Annotated in this window: 13 protein-coding genes and 1 pseudogene; 6 read left to right on the top strand and 8 right to left on the bottom strand. The window is 72.2% G+C overall.

Annotated features, from left to right (window positions below; genetic code table 11):
- Both ACZ4SV_RS00005 and ACZ4SV_RS00010 read left to right on the top strand, forming a co-directional pair.
- Positions 1 to 105 (top strand): annotated as a pseudogene (locus tag ACZ4SV_RS00005) (ATP-binding protein); the annotation flags it as partial.
- A 67-nt stretch (positions 106 to 172) separates the two neighbouring features.
- On the top strand, positions 173 to 478 hold the full coding sequence (locus tag ACZ4SV_RS00010) for a hypothetical protein (RefSeq protein ID WP_468000217.1): 306 nt from the start codon (positions 173 to 175) through the stop codon (positions 476 to 478).
- Between the two features lie 92 nt (positions 479 to 570).
- Here the strand turns inward: ACZ4SV_RS00010 and ACZ4SV_RS00015 are convergent, their stop codons facing one another.
- The 5 genes from ACZ4SV_RS00015 to ACZ4SV_RS00035 all read right to left on the bottom strand — a co-directional run bounded on the left by ACZ4SV_RS00015 (position 571) and on the right by ACZ4SV_RS00035 (position 5,903).
- Positions 571 to 762: an acyl-CoA carboxylase subunit epsilon gene (locus ACZ4SV_RS00015; protein WP_365877087.1), complete on the bottom strand. Its 192-nt coding sequence runs from the start codon at positions 760 to 762 to the stop codon at positions 571 to 573.
- A gap of 35 nt (positions 763 to 797) precedes the next feature.
- Positions 798 to 2,393, bottom strand: coding sequence for an acyl-CoA carboxylase subunit beta (locus tag ACZ4SV_RS00020; protein WP_468000219.1), 1,596 nt, complete (start codon positions 2,391 to 2,393; stop codon positions 798 to 800).
- Between the two features lie 154 nt (positions 2,394 to 2,547).
- A complete protein-coding gene (locus ACZ4SV_RS00025) occupies positions 2,548 to 4,866 on the bottom strand; it encodes a polysaccharide lyase 8 family protein (RefSeq protein WP_468000221.1) in 2,319 nt (772 codons plus the stop codon).
- 19 nt (positions 4,867 to 4,885) lie between these two features.
- A complete protein-coding gene (locus ACZ4SV_RS00030; RefSeq protein WP_468000223.1) occupies positions 4,886 to 5,392 on the bottom strand; it encodes a hypothetical protein in 507 nt (168 codons plus the stop codon).
- A 112-nt stretch (positions 5,393 to 5,504) separates the two neighbouring features.
- On the bottom strand, positions 5,505 to 5,903 hold the full coding sequence (locus tag ACZ4SV_RS00035) for an ATP-binding protein (RefSeq protein ID WP_365877095.1): 399 nt from the start codon (positions 5,901 to 5,903) through the stop codon (positions 5,505 to 5,507).
- A gap of 112 nt (positions 5,904 to 6,015) precedes the next feature.
- Between ACZ4SV_RS00035 and ACZ4SV_RS00040 the strand changes: the two genes are divergently transcribed.
- Both ACZ4SV_RS00040 and ACZ4SV_RS00045 read left to right on the top strand, forming a co-directional pair.
- Positions 6,016 to 6,837 (top strand): helix-turn-helix domain-containing protein, encoded by an 822-nt coding sequence (locus tag ACZ4SV_RS00040; RefSeq protein WP_468000225.1) that lies wholly within the window; start codon positions 6,016 to 6,018, stop codon positions 6,835 to 6,837.
- A complete protein-coding gene (locus tag ACZ4SV_RS00045; RefSeq protein WP_468000227.1) occupies positions 6,834 to 7,070 on the top strand; it encodes a DUF397 domain-containing protein in 237 nt (78 codons plus the stop codon). Before ACZ4SV_RS00040 ends, ACZ4SV_RS00045 begins: the two co-directional genes overlap by 4 nt.
- Before the next feature lie 3 nt (positions 7,071 to 7,073).
- Here the strand turns inward: ACZ4SV_RS00045 and ACZ4SV_RS00050 are convergent, their stop codons facing one another.
- Together ACZ4SV_RS00050 and ACZ4SV_RS00055 are read right to left on the bottom strand one after the other, a co-directional pair.
- Positions 7,074 to 8,453 carry a hypothetical protein gene (locus tag ACZ4SV_RS00050; protein WP_468000229.1) on the bottom strand — a complete coding sequence of 460 codons (1,380 nt, stop codon included), beginning with the start codon at positions 8,451 to 8,453 and terminating at the stop codon, positions 7,074 to 7,076.
- 53 nt (positions 8,454 to 8,506) lie between these two features.
- Positions 8,507 to 11,521, bottom strand: coding sequence for a glycoside hydrolase family 3 protein (locus ACZ4SV_RS00055; RefSeq protein ID WP_468000231.1), 3,015 nt, complete (start codon positions 11,519 to 11,521; stop codon positions 8,507 to 8,509).
- A gap of 124 nt (positions 11,522 to 11,645) precedes the next feature.
- Between ACZ4SV_RS00055 and ACZ4SV_RS00060 the strand changes: the two genes are divergently transcribed.
- Together ACZ4SV_RS00060 and ACZ4SV_RS00065 are read left to right on the top strand one after the other, a co-directional pair.
- A complete protein-coding gene (locus ACZ4SV_RS00060) occupies positions 11,646 to 13,508 on the top strand; it encodes a ricin-type beta-trefoil lectin domain protein (RefSeq protein WP_468000233.1) in 1,863 nt (620 codons plus the stop codon).
- A 95-nt stretch (positions 13,509 to 13,603) separates the two neighbouring features.
- On the top strand, positions 13,604 to 14,206 hold the full coding sequence (locus ACZ4SV_RS00065; protein ID WP_468000235.1) for a GOLPH3/VPS74 family protein: 603 nt from the start codon (positions 13,604 to 13,606) through the stop codon (positions 14,204 to 14,206).
- Positions 14,207 to 14,259: 53 nt separating this feature from the next.
- Here ACZ4SV_RS00065 and cimA read toward each other — a convergent pair whose 3' ends face one another.
- A complete protein-coding gene (gene cimA / locus ACZ4SV_RS00070; RefSeq protein WP_468000237.1) occupies positions 14,260 to 15,870 on the bottom strand; it encodes a citramalate synthase in 1,611 nt (536 codons plus the stop codon).
- Positions 15,871 to 16,032 lie beyond the last annotated feature (162 nt).

Consider the following 16,032-nt stretch of genomic DNA (forward strand, 5'->3'; position numbering starts at 1 on the left):
GGCCCCGACACCCCCATCATCACCACCGACGCCCGCCACCGCGCCGACGCCAAGAGCGCCCTCATCACCCTCGTCGAACACGCCCTGATGGCACGGCTGCGGTAACACCGCCGGTCAGGGAACCCGTGAGGGCTCCTGTGACTCTTTTTTGAGTGACAGGAGCCCTTTCGTCATGTCTACGGGGATGAACGTGCTGAACGTGATCGAGATCGACGGCTGGCCGGCGCTGGTCTGGGCGGCGGTGCTGCTGGCGCCGAGCGCGCTGGTCTCCTCGGCCCTGCTGTTCCCGCTGCGGGCCCGGCTGCGCGGCAGGCTGGTCCTGGGCTGGCTGACGGTCTTCCTGACGGCCGTCCTGCTGTCCCTGTGGACCCCCGGCCTGCGTCTGACGTCCCTGTGGCCGGCCCTCTGCCTGGCCACCGTGTCCGTGCCCGTGGCCGCGTGGGCGCGGAAGCGGGACGGGGGACGCCGGGACGGCTGACCCCAGGTCCGGGCCGGAGCAGGGTGCCGTGGGTATGCCGCGGCCCCGCAACTCCCGGAGGAGTGGCGGGGCCGTGAGGGGCGCTCGGGGCGTCAGTGCCAGCTATGCGGGGCGCGGAAGCCGCCCTCGCGTTCCAGGCGGCGCCAGCCGGCCCGGGCGCGGCCGCGGTGGACCGGGGTCGTGGACGGCTGGGCGGCGGCGCGGGCCATGAGGATCGCGGTGATGGCGGCGACCTCCTCGGGCTCGGCGTGGCCCTTCTCGACGCGGATGTCAGCAGTGCTCATGGGTGTCAGTCTCCGGGAGAGAGGTGTCCGCTGGGTTACTGCGGGGGGTTGCCGTGCTTGCGCGAGGGCAGGTCGGCGTGCTTGGAGTGCAGCATCGCCAGGGACCTGACGAGCACCTCGCGGGTCTCGGAGGGGTCGATGACGTCGTCGACGAGGCCCCGCTCGGCCGCGTAGTACGGGTGCATCAGCTCGGCCTTGTACTCCTTGACCATCTTCTGCCGCATGGCCTCGGGGTCCTGGGCGGCGGCGATCTGCCGGCGGAAGATGACGTTGGCCGCGCCCTCCGCGCCCATCACGGCGATCTCGTTCGTCGGCCAGGCGTAGGTGAGGTCGGCGCCGATCGACTGGGAGTCCATGACGATGTAGGCACCTCCGTACGCCTTGCGCAGGATGAGGGAGATCCTCGGCACGGTCGCGTTGCAGTAGGCGTACAGGAGCTTCGCGCCGTGGCGGATGATTCCGCCGTGCTCCTGGTCGACGCCGGGGAGGAACCCGGGGACGTCCAGGAAGGTGACGATCGGGATGTTGAAAGCGTCGCACATCTGGACAAAGCGTGCAGCTTTTTCGGACGCCTCGATGTCCAGGACGCCCGCCAGGACCTGCGGCTGGTTGGCGATGATGCCGACGACCTGGCCGTCGAGCCGGGCGAGGGCGCAGATGATGTTGCGCGCCCAGCGCTCGTGGACCTCCAGGTACTCGCCGTCGTCGACGATCTCCTCGATGACCTTGGCCATGTCGTAGGGCCGGTTGCCGTCGGCCGGGACCAGGTCGAGGAGGACGTCCGAGCGGCGCTCCACCGGGTCGGAGGAGTCCGCCCGCGGCGGGTTCTCGCGGTTGTTCTGCGGCAGCAGCGACAGGAGGTAGCGCACCTCGGCGATGCACGTCTCCTCGTCGTCGTAGGCGAAGTGGCAGACGCCGGAGGTCTCGGCGTGCACGTCGGCGCCGCCGAGGCCGTTCTGCGTGATCTCCTCGCCGGTCACGGCCTTGACCACGTCGGGGCCGGTGATGAACATCTGCGAGGTCTCGCGGACCATGAAGACGAAGTCGGTGAGGGCGGGGCTGTAGGCCGCGCCGCCCGCGCACGGGCCGAGCATCACCGAGATCTGCGGGATGACACCGCTGGCCTTGGTGTTGCGCTGGAAGATGCCGCCGTAGCCGGCGAGGGCGGAGACGCCCTCCTGGATACGGGCGCCGGCGCCGTCGTTCAGGGAGACCAGCGGCGCGCCGGCCGCGATGGCCATGTCCATGATCTTGTGGATCTTGGTGGCGTGGGCCTCGCCCAGCGCGCCGCCGAAGATCCGGAAGTCATGGGCGTAGACGAAGACCGTGCGGCCCTCCACCGTGCCCCAGCCGGTGATGACACCGTCGGTGTACGGCTTCTTGGCCTCCAGGCCGAACCCGGTCGCCCGGTGCCGGCGAAGCTGCTCGACCTCCTGGAAGGACCCGGGGTCGAGGAGCAGCTCGATCCGCTCGCGCGCCGTCAGCTTGCCCTTGGCGTGCTGCGCCTCGGTCGCCTTCTCGCTCGGGCCGGCCACGGCCCGGGCGCGGATCTCGTGCAGTTCGGCGACCCGTCCGCGCGCGTCCGTCGGCTCGCCCGTCGGCTCACCCGTCGTCTCTTCCAAAACGGTCATGTAGCGACCTTACGAAGGACACGAAGAAAAGCGAGCCGTCGACTCTGTACAGTCTCCGGCCCGTTTTCCTGGTGCCAGTGAACAGAACCATCAGGCGATGCAGGCGTTCCGACTGCTCAGACGGGCATCCTTTTGTAGGGAAGCCACAAGGCGGTCAGCCGAGGGCCACCTCACATTCGTGGGTGGCGCATGCCATCCCCGGAGTGACACGGAGCCTCAGACGGCGGTCCGCCGAGAGCACCTGGACGCCGTCGCCGGCCCGGGTGACCGCGCGCACCGGATGGTCCCAGACCAGCTCCAGCGGGACGCCGGTGCGGGGTGGCTCGCTCACGCGCAGACTCGCCGTACGGCCCCGGCGGACGACGAGCACGCTCGCGCCGGCCGAGACGGTGAGGTCTCCTACCGTACCGCTCCCCCAGAAGGTGTACGCCGTCAGGCCCAGCCGGGGGACGGCGACGGCCTGGGCGGTGGTGTCGTTGGCGAGGACGGTCAGCCAGTGCGGGCCGGCGGCGCGGGCGGCGGTCTCGGCGCGGCCGGCGCCGGGCAGCAGGACGTAGGTGTAGCGGGCGTCCCGCGGGTCGGTGCCGTGGTCGAGCCAGAGGGTCTGCCAGCGCCGGGTGCGCCGCTCGGCGGTGCTGGTGGTGTTGATGTCGGACCAGGCGCCGGTGCGGTCCTCGCGCAGGGTGCGCAGGTCGCCGCCGTGCGGCAGGAGCCAGCCGCCGTGTCCTTCCAGGTGCGCCCATCCCGGGCCGCGCGCGAAGGTCTGCGTGCCGTTCTCGCCGAGGTTGCGGTTGTCCACGACCGTCACGGCCGGGACACCGTCGGCGGAGGTGATCCCGGCGCCGAGGCAGACCACGGCGTCGTCGAGGAAGAACCAGGACTTGCGGGCCTGGAGGGTGGAGCCGAGGCCCTTGAGGTGCTGGCCGACGGCCGCGTAGGTGCCGTCGGTGGTGCCGCCGACCCAGCGGACGTCCGGCCGGGGGGCGCCCCACTCGCCGCCGGCCCGGTCGGCCAGCGGGAGGGTCGACACGGTGGTGCCGGGCAGCCGGTACCAGTCGACGGTGGGCCAGTACCAGTCGGTGTACTGGTCGCTGCTCCCGGACGGCCACCAGTACAGCATTCCGGAGCCGGTGTGCCAGCCGCGCGGGTTCTCGCCGTTGCCGCACTCGTAGTGGGCGATGCGGTCGCCGGCCATGGCGAGGGCGGCGGTGAAGCGGGGCGTGCGGTGGACGGCGCGGTCCATGGCCGGGAAGAGGCGGTGGCCGGGGGGCTCGGGCGCGGCGGGGACCGGTGAGGCGGCGACGGCGTGCAGCCGCGCCAGGTCCGCGACCCCGAACTGACGGGACGTCAGCATCGGCACCACGGTGTCCCGTTCGATCCAGCCCTTGATCATGCCGTGCCAGCGCTGCCGTTCGGCCTCGCTCGCGCCGGCCGCGAGCAGCGCGAGGGCGGCGATCAGGGCCTGCCCGTGGTAGTGGTCGCTGCGCAGGACGTGCTGGTCGTCGGAGCGCAGGTAACCGCGGCTGATGGCCCGGCCGTTGACGCAGTCCATGACCAGTCCGTCGTGGATCAGCGGCGCGTAGGCGTGCTCGACGCTGTCGAGGACGTGCTGCCGGGCGGGGTCGGTGATCTCCCACGGCGATCCGGCGAGCAGCGCGAACAGCCGGCCGAGGCCGTCGAGCAGGACCTGGCCGTAGGTGCCCGAGTAGGCGACCCAGGTGTGCTGGACGAAGGAGCCGTCGGCGTAGAGCCCGTCGCCCTCGGTGACGTACGGGAAGACGGGCGAGAGGGCGTCGCGGGCGAGGGCGGTCTTCTCCGGGCTGCGGCCGAGGATGCCGCGCAGGGCGACCGAACGGCACAGGTCGACGCGGTTGGCGCCGGTGGAGGTGCCGGAGTAGTCGGCGAGCAGGGCGTCCGGGAGGAAGTGGTCGACGGCCGCGCAGGCCGCCGCGATCCGGTCCGGGCCCGCCTGCTCGTACAGCGCGGCCGTGATGTCCAGCAGGAGGCGGGGGCTGCCGATCTGCCACTCCCACCAGTTGCCGTAGCGGGTGGTGGCGGGGTGGTAGACGGTGGCGGAGAGGTGGTCCAGGCCGCGCAGTACGGCGGTGAGCAGCGCGGGGTCGCCGGTGGCGCCGGTGCCGGGCTGCGCGTACGCCTGGGTCATGGTCCACAGGCGGCCGTAGCTGAAGGTGATGCCGGACGGCGGGTCGAAGGGGTGGCCGGGCCAGAGGGAGGCGGGGGCCGGGGCCATGGCCGCCTGGAACTCCCGGGCCCGCTGCCCGAGTGCGGCGAGCCGGGAGGCGTACGGCTCGGCGGCCGGGTCGTATCCGGTGCCGAGCGCGATGCCGAGCCAGCGCCGGCGCAGCGTCTCGTACGGGTCCTCGCCGGCCGCCCGCGCGCCGGGCGCGGGGGCGGCGGCGAGGGCGGCGGCCAGCAGCAGCGCGCGTCGGGTCGGGCCCCGGGCCCCGGTCACCGCCTCTCCCCCGGCCGGCTCAGCAGCCGCCGCAGTTGTAGTAGAGGACGTCCCAGTGGCTGCCCTCGTCGGCGTAGATGTTGCCGGAACCCGACTGGTACTGCGGGGCGCCGTCGCCGCGCAGACCGATGTAGGTGAAGGTGTTCTTGACGTACGACGTCACGCACGTGTTCTTGCCGTAGTCCAGTTTGTAGCCGTTCCAGTGCGAGTAGGTGCCGGAGGCGTGGCCGGTCTCGGTGCCGCCGGTGATGTTGAGGGCGCAGCCGCTGGCGCCCTTGAGGGTCTGGGCGCCCTGGGCGGTGGCCAGGTTGAGCTGCTCGAACGACGTACAGGTGGAGTTGTTGCGGTCCGAGCAGTTGCCGGACGACGACCAGGTGATGCCGGCCTGGCGGAACATCGACGTGGCGGTCGCGTGGCTGATCTTCGTGACGGCGAACGCGTCGGTCGCCGTGCCGAGGACGGCGATGCCGGGCGCGGCGACGAGGGCGAGCGCGGTGACGAGCGAGCGCAGCGTGAACGGTTTCATGGGGACCTTCCTGCGGTGGGCCGTGGTTTCGCGGGGGGCGGCTGTGCAGGGGGTGCAGGCAGATGGTGCCCGAGGAGCCGGGGGCCGCGCCAGAGGGCGGACACGACCGGGCCTAGCCGAACTCGCACCACACGATCTTGCCCGGATCGCGTTCCCCCACGCCCCACTTGTCCGCCAGCGCGGCGACGAGGAGCAGCCCCCGGCCGTGTTCCGCCACCGTGGACGGCTCCGGGACGCGGACCTCGCCGGGACCGCTGTCGTGCACCTCCACCCGCAGGACGCCGTCGGCGTGCCGGGCCAGGCGGAGCAGGAAACCCCGGCCGGCGGGGACGCCGTGCAGCACGGCGTTGGTCGTCAGCTCGCTCACGCAGAGCAATACGTCGTCGCCGCGCTCGGTGGCGGCCCACTCGGCCAGCGTCCGCCGGGCGAACTCCCGTGCGAACCGTACCGACCTGCGGTCACGGCGGCAGAAGACCTGGCGGGCGTGGGGGTGCTGAGTCTGTGCGTTCACGAGGCGAGTGTCACTGTGCGTCACTACAGTGGGTCAGTGAGTGAGGTCGTAGTTCTCATTGCTACGAGTCCACTACGACAGATCGGCGTGCGTTCGGGGGAAAGGAACGGCCATGCACGCGGCATCGAGGCCCAAGAAAGTCGGTTCGTGGTACGCGGTGGGTGCGCTCGTGGCGCACTACAGGAAGAAGGCGCGTCTCACGCAGGAACAGTTGGCGGAGCTGGCCAGCATCTCCGTCGACACGGTCAGGTCGATCGAGCAGGGGAGGCTGGCCCTCCAGCCGGATCGCGCCGAGCAGTTCGACGAACTGCTGGGCACGGGCGGGGCGTTAACGGTGGTGGTGGCGAAGCTGCCGGTCCGGGACCGGATCGTGCAGTTCGCGCAGGGGCTGGTGGATCACGAGCAGGAAGCGGTAAGCGTCCTCTCGTACCAGAGCCTGGTGGTTCCAGGACTCCTTCAGACACCCGAGTACTGCCGTGCGGTCTTCGACTACCGCTATCCGGCGATCGGCAGCGAGACAGCCGAGCAGTGGGTGAACGCCCGCATGGAGCGGCAGGCGATCTGGCAGCGGGAACGGCCGACCGTGGGCCACTTCGTCCTGGAGGAGAGCATCCTGCGACGGGGGGTCGGCGGGCCGGACGTGATGCGGGCGCAGATCCGGCAGATCCTGGAGTACACCGAGCCCGTCCACATGAGCTTCCAGATCATGCCCACGGACCGGACACCGCATGCTTGTCTGGACGGCCCCATGGTGCTGCTGGAGACCCCCGAGTACGAGCGTCTTGTCTACCTGGAGGTACAGCGCGCCAGCTTCCTCGTCGACGACCCCGACGAGGTCAGCGATTACCACCTCAAGTATGGAATGCTGCGGTCCCAGGCCCTCTCACCCGACGAGAGCGTGCGCCTCCTGAAGGGACTGCTAGGAGAGTCATGAGCACCGCAGCACTGGCATGGTTCAAGTCGAGCTACAGCGGCAGCGAGGGCGGCGACTGCGTCGAACTCGCCTACACCTGGCGCAAGTCCAGCTACAGCGGCAGCGAGGGCGGCAACTGCGTCGAGGTTGCCGCGCACCCTGCCGCCATCCACATCCGCGACTCCAAGATCCCGACCGGACCCGTCCTCACCCTCTCCCCCGGCACCTGGAGCGACTTCCTCAAGGGCGTCTAGGGCTCAGTAGCCTCCGCCGAAGTCGCCGCCGCCCCCGCCGAAGTCCCCTCCGCCGCCGCCGTCGAAGCCGCCTCCGTCACCGAAGCCGCCTCCGAAGTCTCCGGGGTCGAAGTCGGTGCCGGAGACGTCTCCGCCCTGGTAGCCGCCCGCGCCGTAGTCGCCGAAGTCGCCGTACCCGGTGCCGTAGTCGGCGGCGTAGGCGGGGCCCGCCATCAGGCCGCCGAGCATGGTGCCGACGAGGAGGCCGGGCAGCAGGCCGCCGCCGAAGTAGCCGCCCGCCCAGGGGCCGTAGGCCGGGCCCGCGTCCCAGTAGGGGCGGCGGCCGTAGTCGGTGTCGACCTCGCGGACCACGGGATCGCGGCCGTCGGCCAGCCGGGTGGCGTCGGCGGCGCAGACCGGGACCCGGCGGTCGGCCCCGCCCGGCGGGGTCCAGGTGGCGTCGGTGACGGACGGGCCGTGGCGGGGGTCGAAGAAGCACGGCGGGCGGCGCTCCGGCAGCGGGCGCCCCTCCCGGCGGGCGGCGAGCTGGGCGAGGGAGAAGCGGCCGTCCTCCAGCGCCTCGGTGACCCCGCGCACGTCCTCCGGGCGCTCCGCCATGGCCATACGCTGCTTGGCGGTGTCGTAGGCGTCGAGCGCGTGCTCGTAGTCGGCGCGCTGGGCGTCGTCGGCGCCGGGTTCGGAGGGACGGAAGTCCAGGCGGTCCAGTTCCTCGCCGAACGCGGTGATGTCCTCGTCCACGACCACCCGCAGCCGGTCCAGGGCGGCCCGCTGCTCCTGCTCGCGCCGCCGCCGGTTGCGCCGGACCAGCGCGTAGGCGCCCGTGCCGGCGGCCACCAGGACCGCGGCCGTCGCGATCAGGGCCGTGCCGGACACGCCGTCGTTCCCGGCCGAGCCGCCCCAGCTCTTCGGGGCACGGCCGCCCATGTTGGCCAGGGCGCGGTCGGTGAAGTCGGCGAGCTGGGCCTTGGCGTCCTCGCCCTGGACGCTGGCGACCAGATTGCGCCGGGCCGTGGGCGACAGGACGGAGGAGTCGGCGCGGGCGTCGAAGCGGTCGCCGAGGCGGATGCCGTACAGACCGGTGACGCCGGTCGCGGCGCGCAGGTCGGAGAAGAGGTTCGCGGTGCGGTAGCCCGCCGGGAGGACCGCGATGAACACGGGTTTCCCGGCGTCCTTGATCCGCCGGCCGAGGGTGTCGGCGTCGGCCGCCGAGAGCTGGTCCCGGGCGGCCGGGTCGACGTAGACCGGGTTCGCCCGCAGGGCGCGGGCGATCTCGGAGACGCCGGTGTCCGCGCGGGCCCCGGGTGCGAACGTGGTTGTCAGCACCAGGACCAGCACGGCCAGCAGCAGTGCGGGGAGGCTTCGGTTCCGCGGCACGGCCTTCATACCTCGAACCTACCCGAAGCCTCCCCAAAGCGGTCGGTCGTCCGGCGTCCGGGTCAGGCCGCCCGGTAGGCCGCCGCCAGCTTCTCCACCGCCTTTCCGTACCGTCCGGTCAGCAGCAGGTGGTCGGCGTCCGCGAAGGGCCGGGAGACCGCCTCGGTGAGATGGCCGGCCGCCTTCTGCTGGACCAGCAGCCGGGCCCGGGCCACCAGCGCGCGTCCGGTCCGCCCGTCCCCGTGCCGTTCGGCCGCCGCCGCCCGGACGGCGAGGCCGCGCAGGGTGGCCGCGTCGCCCTTCGGCGCCGGGGCGAGGGTGGTCAGGCCCCAGCCGTACGGGAACTGCGGGTCGTACGCCGTGTCGCCCACGTTCACCGGGAGCTGCGCCTCGGACTTCGGCCAGGTGACCGGGAGCTGTCCGGTGAAGGCGCGCTTGCCGTAGAGGACGTCGGCGACGCCGTCGCCCTCGGTGCCGGGCAGCCAGGAGGCGACCAGCGCGTCGATCCGGTCCAGCCGGTCGCCGATGAGCTGCGGGCGGCCGGAGACGATCAGCACCGCGCACTTCATCGCCGCGCAGACCTTGTCCACGGCGGCCTGGTCGGCGGCGGACAGGGCCAGGTCGTGGCCGTTGCCGACATCGCCGGCGCCCTCGGCGTACGGGGTCTCGCCGACGACGACCACACCCACGTCGTAGCCGTCGGTCGGAGCGGAGGCGTCCTTGGAGTAGGTGACGTTCCCGCCCGCCCGGCGCATGCCCTGGAGGATGGTCGTGCCGGGCACGATGTTCCCGGAGGAGCCCTGCCAGGTGACGGTCCAGCCGCCGGTCTGGTTGCCGATGTCGTCGGCGTTGGACCCGGCGACGTACACCTTCTCGCTCTTCTTCAGCGGCAGCACCCCGCCCGCGTTCTTCAGCAGCACCTGCGACTCGGCGGCGGCCCGGCGGGCGACCGCGCGGTGGGCCGGCGAGCCGATGGCGGCGGCGCCGCGGGTGTCGGCGTACGGGTGCTCGAAGAGGCCCAGGCGGAACTTCTGGGTGAGGATGCGGGCGACGGCGTCGTCGATCCGCCGCTCGCTGATCCGGCCCGCCCGCACCTCGGCGACGAGATCGGTGGCGAACTCCTTGTACGAACTGGGCACCATCGCCATGTCCACGCCCGCGTTGACGGCCGTGCGGACGTGCGTGGCGTAGTCGCCGGGGAGCTGGTCGAGGGCGTTGTAGTCGCTGATCACGAAGCCGTCGAAGCCCAGGCGGCCCTTGAGCACGCCGTCGATCATGTCGCCGCGCGCGTGCATCTTCACGGCACCCCGGCCGTCACCGGCGATGTCCAGCGAGGAGTACGACGGCATGACCGTGCCGACGCCCCGCTCGACGGCCTGCCGGTACGGCGCGAGGTGGATGTCCTCCAACTGCTCACGGGTGACCTTGGTGACGCCCTGGTCGATGGTGTAGCTGCCCGTGGTGGAGGAGCCGTACGCGGTGCCGCCGTCGGCCACGAAGTGCTTGGCGGTGGCGAGCACCTTGTCGGCGCGGTCCAGGTCGGAGCCGTCGGCGCGGCCCTGGAGGCCCTGGATCACCGGCTCCATGGCCTGCACGAGCGCCGGGTCCTCGCCGTAGGACTCGTACGAGCGGCCCCAGCGTTCGTCGCGGCTCACGCACAGGCAGGGCGCGAAGTCCCAGGGGACGCCGGTGGCGCGGACCTCGGCGGCCGTCACCGCGCCGGTCTCGTAGGCCAGCCGCGGATCGCGGGCGGCGCCGATGCCGATGTTGTGCGGCAGGATCGTGGCACCGACGAGGTTGTTGTGGCCGTGCACCGCGTCCACGCCGTAGACCAGCGGTATCTGGAAGCGGGTGGCCTGCGCGCGGAGCTGGAAGCCGTCGATCATCCGCGCCCACGCCTCGGGGGTGTTGGGCGTGGGGGTCGAGCCGCCGCCGGACAGCAGGGAGCCGAGGGCGTAGCCGGTGATGTCGGCGCCCTGGCCCACGGCGCCGCGCTCGGCCTGGGTCATCTGGCCGGCCTTCTCCGCCAGGGACATCCGGCCCAGCAGGTCGGCGACCCGCTTGCGGACCGGCAGCCGGGCGTCCAGGTACGGCAGTCCGTGGGCGTCGAGGACGATCTGCGGGGTCTCGGCGGGTGCCTTGGCGCCGGTGACCGTCAGCTTCAGCGGGACGGTCTCGGCGGGTTCGGCGGCCTTGTCCCGGCGGGTGGGCACCTCGACGGTCCGCGCGGTGCCGGAGGCGGTGCCGGCCGGGAAGGTGAGGGTGCCGGTCACGGGCGTGTAGTCGGCGCCGGCGGTGGCGGTGCCGTCCGCCGTGGCGTAGGCGACGGTCACCGGACCGGCGAGCGGCTGGTCGCCGGTGGTGGCGACGGTGACCTTCACCTTCGCCGTCCCGCCCTCCCGCACCGGGTACACGGCCGCGTCCGTGGTGACGGAGGCGCGCAGTGCCGGGTCGGCCGTGCCGTACAGCTCCACGCCGTCCATGGCGAAGTCGCCCTTGGCGCCGGGCGGGAGGGTGACGGAGTAGCCCCACATGGCCGTGAGGCCGAGGACGTGGTCGATGCCGCCGACGGGCTGGTAGTCGGTGCGGTACGCGAAGTCCGTGAAGGGCAGTTCTATCTGCTTCCAGCCGGTGAAGTCGTCGGTGAAGGAGGCGTTCCACAGCTCGGACGCCTCGCCGTGGGCGCCGCCGTCCTTGATCTCGAAGGTGATCTTCCGGCCGTTGTTCCGGCCGTCCCACCAGAAGCGGATGCCCCGGCGGCCGGACCAGTCGTGGGCGGGCGCGGCGGCGGCGTAGTCGTGGGTGAAGCCGCCGTAGCCGCTGATGTCGTAGCTCCCGGCGAGCACCTTGGCGCCCTCGGGTGCGTCGGCGCGGTCGGCGAGGCGGAGCGCGGGCCGGTCGTCGGTGTCCCCGCCCCAGGTGAAGATGCCCTCGGCGGGCTGGGCGGCGAAGGGGACCTCGCCTTCGAAGCGGTCGACGGCGACGGGCGCCGGTGTGTCGGCGGCTCGCGCGGTCGCCGCCCAGGGCAGCAGACCGGCGAGGAGCGCGGCGGAGGCGAGCAGGGCGGTTCTGCGCATGGACCTTCCCTCGGCTCTCATGTTTCACTCATGGCTTAGCTCACGCCGTGAGTTAACTAGGGGTGCACATTCCCGTCAAGACGACCCGTCAGCTCGCCTGAGCCGACAGGAAGGGCGACGCACCATGAGGAGAACCCCCCGCGCGGTCCGGCTGCTTCTCGCCGGACTGCTCTCCGCCGCCGGCCTCACCCTGGCCGTACCTCCCGCGCACGCCACCGGTGAGCAGGTCACCGCCTGGCTCACCACCACCGACGACTCCGCCGGCCGGCACGTCGTGCGCGGCCTGCAACCGCAGACGCCGTTCGCCTTCCAGTCCGGGACGGGCGGCGGCGAGCACATCAGCGTGGACGAGAACACCCGCTACCAGACCTTCACCGGCGGCGGCGCGTCCTTCACGGACACCGCGGCCTGGCTGCTGAACAGCAGCGGGGCGCTGTCCCCGGCGACCCGGGACGCCACCCTGCGCAAGCTGTTCTCGCCCACCGACGGCATCGGCCTGTCGTTCCTGCGCAACCCGATGGGCGCCTCCGACCTGGCCCGCTACGGCTACACCTATGACGACGTGCCGGCCGGCCAGAGCGACCCGTCGCTGGCGAAGTTCTCCCTGGCGCACGACCTGGCCGACGTGGTCCCGCTGACCCGGCAGGCGCTCCAGCTCAACCCGTCCCTGACCGTGATGGCCTCGCCGTGGACGGCACCGGCCTGGATGAAGGACAGCGGCTCGCTCAACGGCGGCTGGCTGAAGGCGGAGGACTACGGGGCGTACGCCTCCTACTTCGTCAAGTACCTCCAGGCCTACAAGGACCAGGGCATCGACGTCCGGTACGTCACCCCGCAGAACGAGCCGACCTGCTGCTCCGGCTACCCGTCGATGAGCTGGAACGGCAGCGGCCTCGCCTACTTCACCAAGAACGAGCTGCTGCCCAAGCTCCAGGCGGCCGGCCTGAGCACCAAGGTCCTCGCCCACGACTGGAACTGGGATGTCTACGACTCCTACGCCGCCCAGACCGTGGACGACCCGGCCGTGCGCAACCACCCCAACTTCGGCGGCATCGCCTGGCACGGCTACGGCGGCGACATCGCCAAGCAGACGTCCGTGCACAACCAGTACCCGGGGCTGGACGCCTTCGGCACCGAGCACTCCGGCGGCACCTGGATCGCCGACCAGCAGCACGAGGACATGGCGAACATCATCGACTACACCCGCAACTGGGCGAAGTCGGTGACCAAGTGGTCGCTGGCCGTCGACCAGAACATGGGCCCGCACTACGGCGGCTGCGGCACCTGCACCGGCCTGGTCACCGTGCACAACGGCGACGGCGCCAGCGGGACCGTGGACTACACCGTCGAGTACTACGACATGGGCCACCTGACCAAGTTCGTCCGGCCCGGCGCCCAGCGGATCGCCTCCACCGCCTCCGCCACGGTGCCCAACGTGGCCTGGCGCAACCCGGACGGCGGCAAGGCGCTCATCGCCTACAACGGCTCCTCCGCCGCCCGCACGGTCACCCTCGACTGGGGCTCCCAGCACGCCACGTACACGCTGCCCGCGAGGACCTCGGCGACCTTCACCTGGTCCGGCACCCAGTCCGGCGGCGGCGCCCGCACCGGCGCGTTCACCGGACTGGCCGGCAAGTGCCTGGACGCGGCGGGCGGTTCCGCCGCCAACGGCACGGCGGCGCAGCTCTACGACTGCAACGGCAGCGCGGCCCAGCAGTGGACCGCGGGCACCGACGGCACCGTCCGGGTGCTCGGCAAGTGCCTGGACGTGACGGGCGGTTCGACGGCGGACGGGGCGAAGACGCAGTTGTACGACTGCAACGGAACCGGTGCGCAGCAGTGGTCGTACGACGCGGCCACCGGTGACGTGGTGAACACGGCGGCCGGCGAGTGCCTCGACGTCACCGACAACTCCTCGGCGAACGGCACCCGCACCCAGATCTGGAGCTGCACCGGAGCCGCCAACCAGAAGTGGACCCTGCGGTGAGACGGTAGGGCGGTCATGCGACACACGGGGGCCGCGGCGGCGGTGCCCGGTGTGCCGCGTCGCCGAACGGGCACCCGCGGACCATGGTGGTGACCATGACGACACCGCAGGATCTCTTCCTCGTGAGCCTGGACGTGCCCGGCGAGCACCCCGTCCAGCAGGGCGATCTGTCGCTGGCGCTGGCCGGCGCGGAGCTGATCGACCTGCTCGGGGTGCGCGCGCTCACCCTGGAGGGCGAGCGCATCGTGCCGGGACCGGTGCTGACCACGGGTGACCGGATGCTGGACGAGGCCGGCGCGAAGCTGGTCCGCGAGGAGCCGTACGAGACGGTCGAGGACTGGCTGTGGCGGCGCGGCGAGGGGCTGGCCGTGGCCTACCACGACGTCCTGGAGGCCGCCGGGCAGATCACCGGCAGGCGCCGGCACTGGTGGCCGGTGCGGGGCGGCGACGCCGTGCACGCCGACACCTCCGCCCGGCGCCACGCGACCGACCGCTGGGAGTCCCGCGACCCGGTCCTCACCGGGCTCGCGGACACCCTGGGCATCGGCGCCGGCCGGCCGCCCGGGACGGCCCCCGAGGACGAGGCCGTCGTCACCGTGCTGCTCGCGGTCGGCGACGCGGTCACCGAACTGGAGGCCGTGCGCGAGCGGCGCCGCATCGAGAACGTCGCCTTCGACAACATCTGGCGGGCGCCCTGAGCGGCCGGACGGCTGGACAGCGGCTCAGGGCGCCCACTTGAGCGGCCGGACGGTTACTCGGGGGGCTCCACGCCCGCCCGGAGCAGGCCGTAGGTGTAGGCGTCCTCCAGGGCCTGCCAGGAGGCGGCGATGACGTTCTCCGCCACACCGACCGTCGCCCACTCGCCCGAGCCGTCCGAGGTGGAGATCAGCACCCGGGTGGTGGAGGACGTGCCGTGCTTGCCCTCCAGGATGCGGACCTTGTAGTCGACCAGCTCCAGCCGGGCGAGCTGCGGGTAGATCTTCTCCAGCGCCACGCGCAGCGCCCGGTCGAGCGCGTTGACCGGGCCGTTGCCCTCGGCGGTGGCGACGATCCGCTCGCTCTTGGCCCACAGCTTGACCGTGGCCTCGTTGGCGTGGGTGCCGTCGGGACGGTCCTCCACGATGGCCCGCCAGGACTCGACGTCGAAGTACCGCAGCGGGCGGCCCTGGACCTCGGCGCGCAGCAGCAGCTCGAAGGAGGCGTCGGCGGCCTCGTAGGTGTAGCCCTTGAGCTCCCGCTCCTTGACCCGCTCGACCACCCGGCCGACCAGCTCCCGGTCGCCGCCCAGGTCGATGCCCAGCTCCTTGCCCTTCAGCTCCACCGAGGCGCGGCCCGCCATGTCGGAGACGAGCATGCGCATGGTGTTGCCGACGAGTTCGGGGTCGATGTGCTGGTAGAGGTCGGGGTCGACCTTGATGGCGGAGGCGTGCAGCCCGGCCTTGTGCGCGAAGGCGGAGACGCCCACGTACGGCTGGTGCGTGGACGGGGTGAGGTTGACGACCTCGGCGATGGCGTGCGAGATGCGGGTGGTCTCGCGCAGCTTGCCGTCGGGCAGCACCTTCCTGCCGTACTTCAGCTCCAGCGCCGCGACCACCGGGAACAGGTTGGCGTTGCCGACGCGCTCGCCGTAGCCGTTGGCCGTGCACTGCACGTGGGTGGCGCCCGCGTCCACGGCGGCCAGGGTGTTGGCGACCGCGCAGCCGGTGTCGTCCTGGGCGTGGATGCCGAGCCGGGCGCCGGTGGCGGCCAGGACGGCGGCGACGGTCGCGTGCACCTGGGCGGGCAGCATGCCGCCGTTGGTGTCGCACAGCACCACGACGTCGGCGCCGGCCTCGGCGGCGGTGCGGACGACGGCCTCGGCGTACCGCGGGTTGGCGCGGTGGCCGTCGAAGAAGTGCTCGCAGTCCACGAAGACCCGGCGGCCCTGGTCCTTCAGGTACGACACGGTGTCGCGGACCATCTCCAGGTTCTCGTCCAGCGTGGTGCGCAGCGCCAGCTCCACATGCCGGTCGTGCGACTTGGCGACCAGGGTGATGACCGGGGCGCCGGATTCCAGCAGCGCCCTGACCTGCGGGTCCTCGGCGGCTTTCGCGCCGGCTCGGCGGGTGGCGCCGAAGGCGACCAGCTCGGCGTGGCGGAAGTCGATCTCCTCGCGGGCGCGGGCGAAGAACTCGGTGTCCCGCGGGTTCGCCCCGGGCCAGCCGCCCTCGATGAAGCCGACGCCGAAGTCGTCCAGGTGCCGGGCGATGGCGAGCTTGTCCGCGACGGTGAGGCTGATCCCCTCGCGCTGCGCGCCGTCGCGCAGCGTCGTGTCGAAGACGTGGAACGAGTCGTCGCGCTCGCTGGTGGCCGTCTCGGTCATGTCTCAGGACTCCTGTTGTGAATCTTCGGTCTTACCGGAATGACCGGTTCCACCGTCCCCCCAATACTCCCGCGCGCTCCGCTCCCGGCCGAAGGTGGGGCCGTAAAACGAAAAAACCCCTCGCGGGTGCGAGAGGTCTGCGCGCGGGTCGAGGACGACGGT

This window comes from Streptomyces sp. NPDC027672 (genome assembly GCF_055566335.1).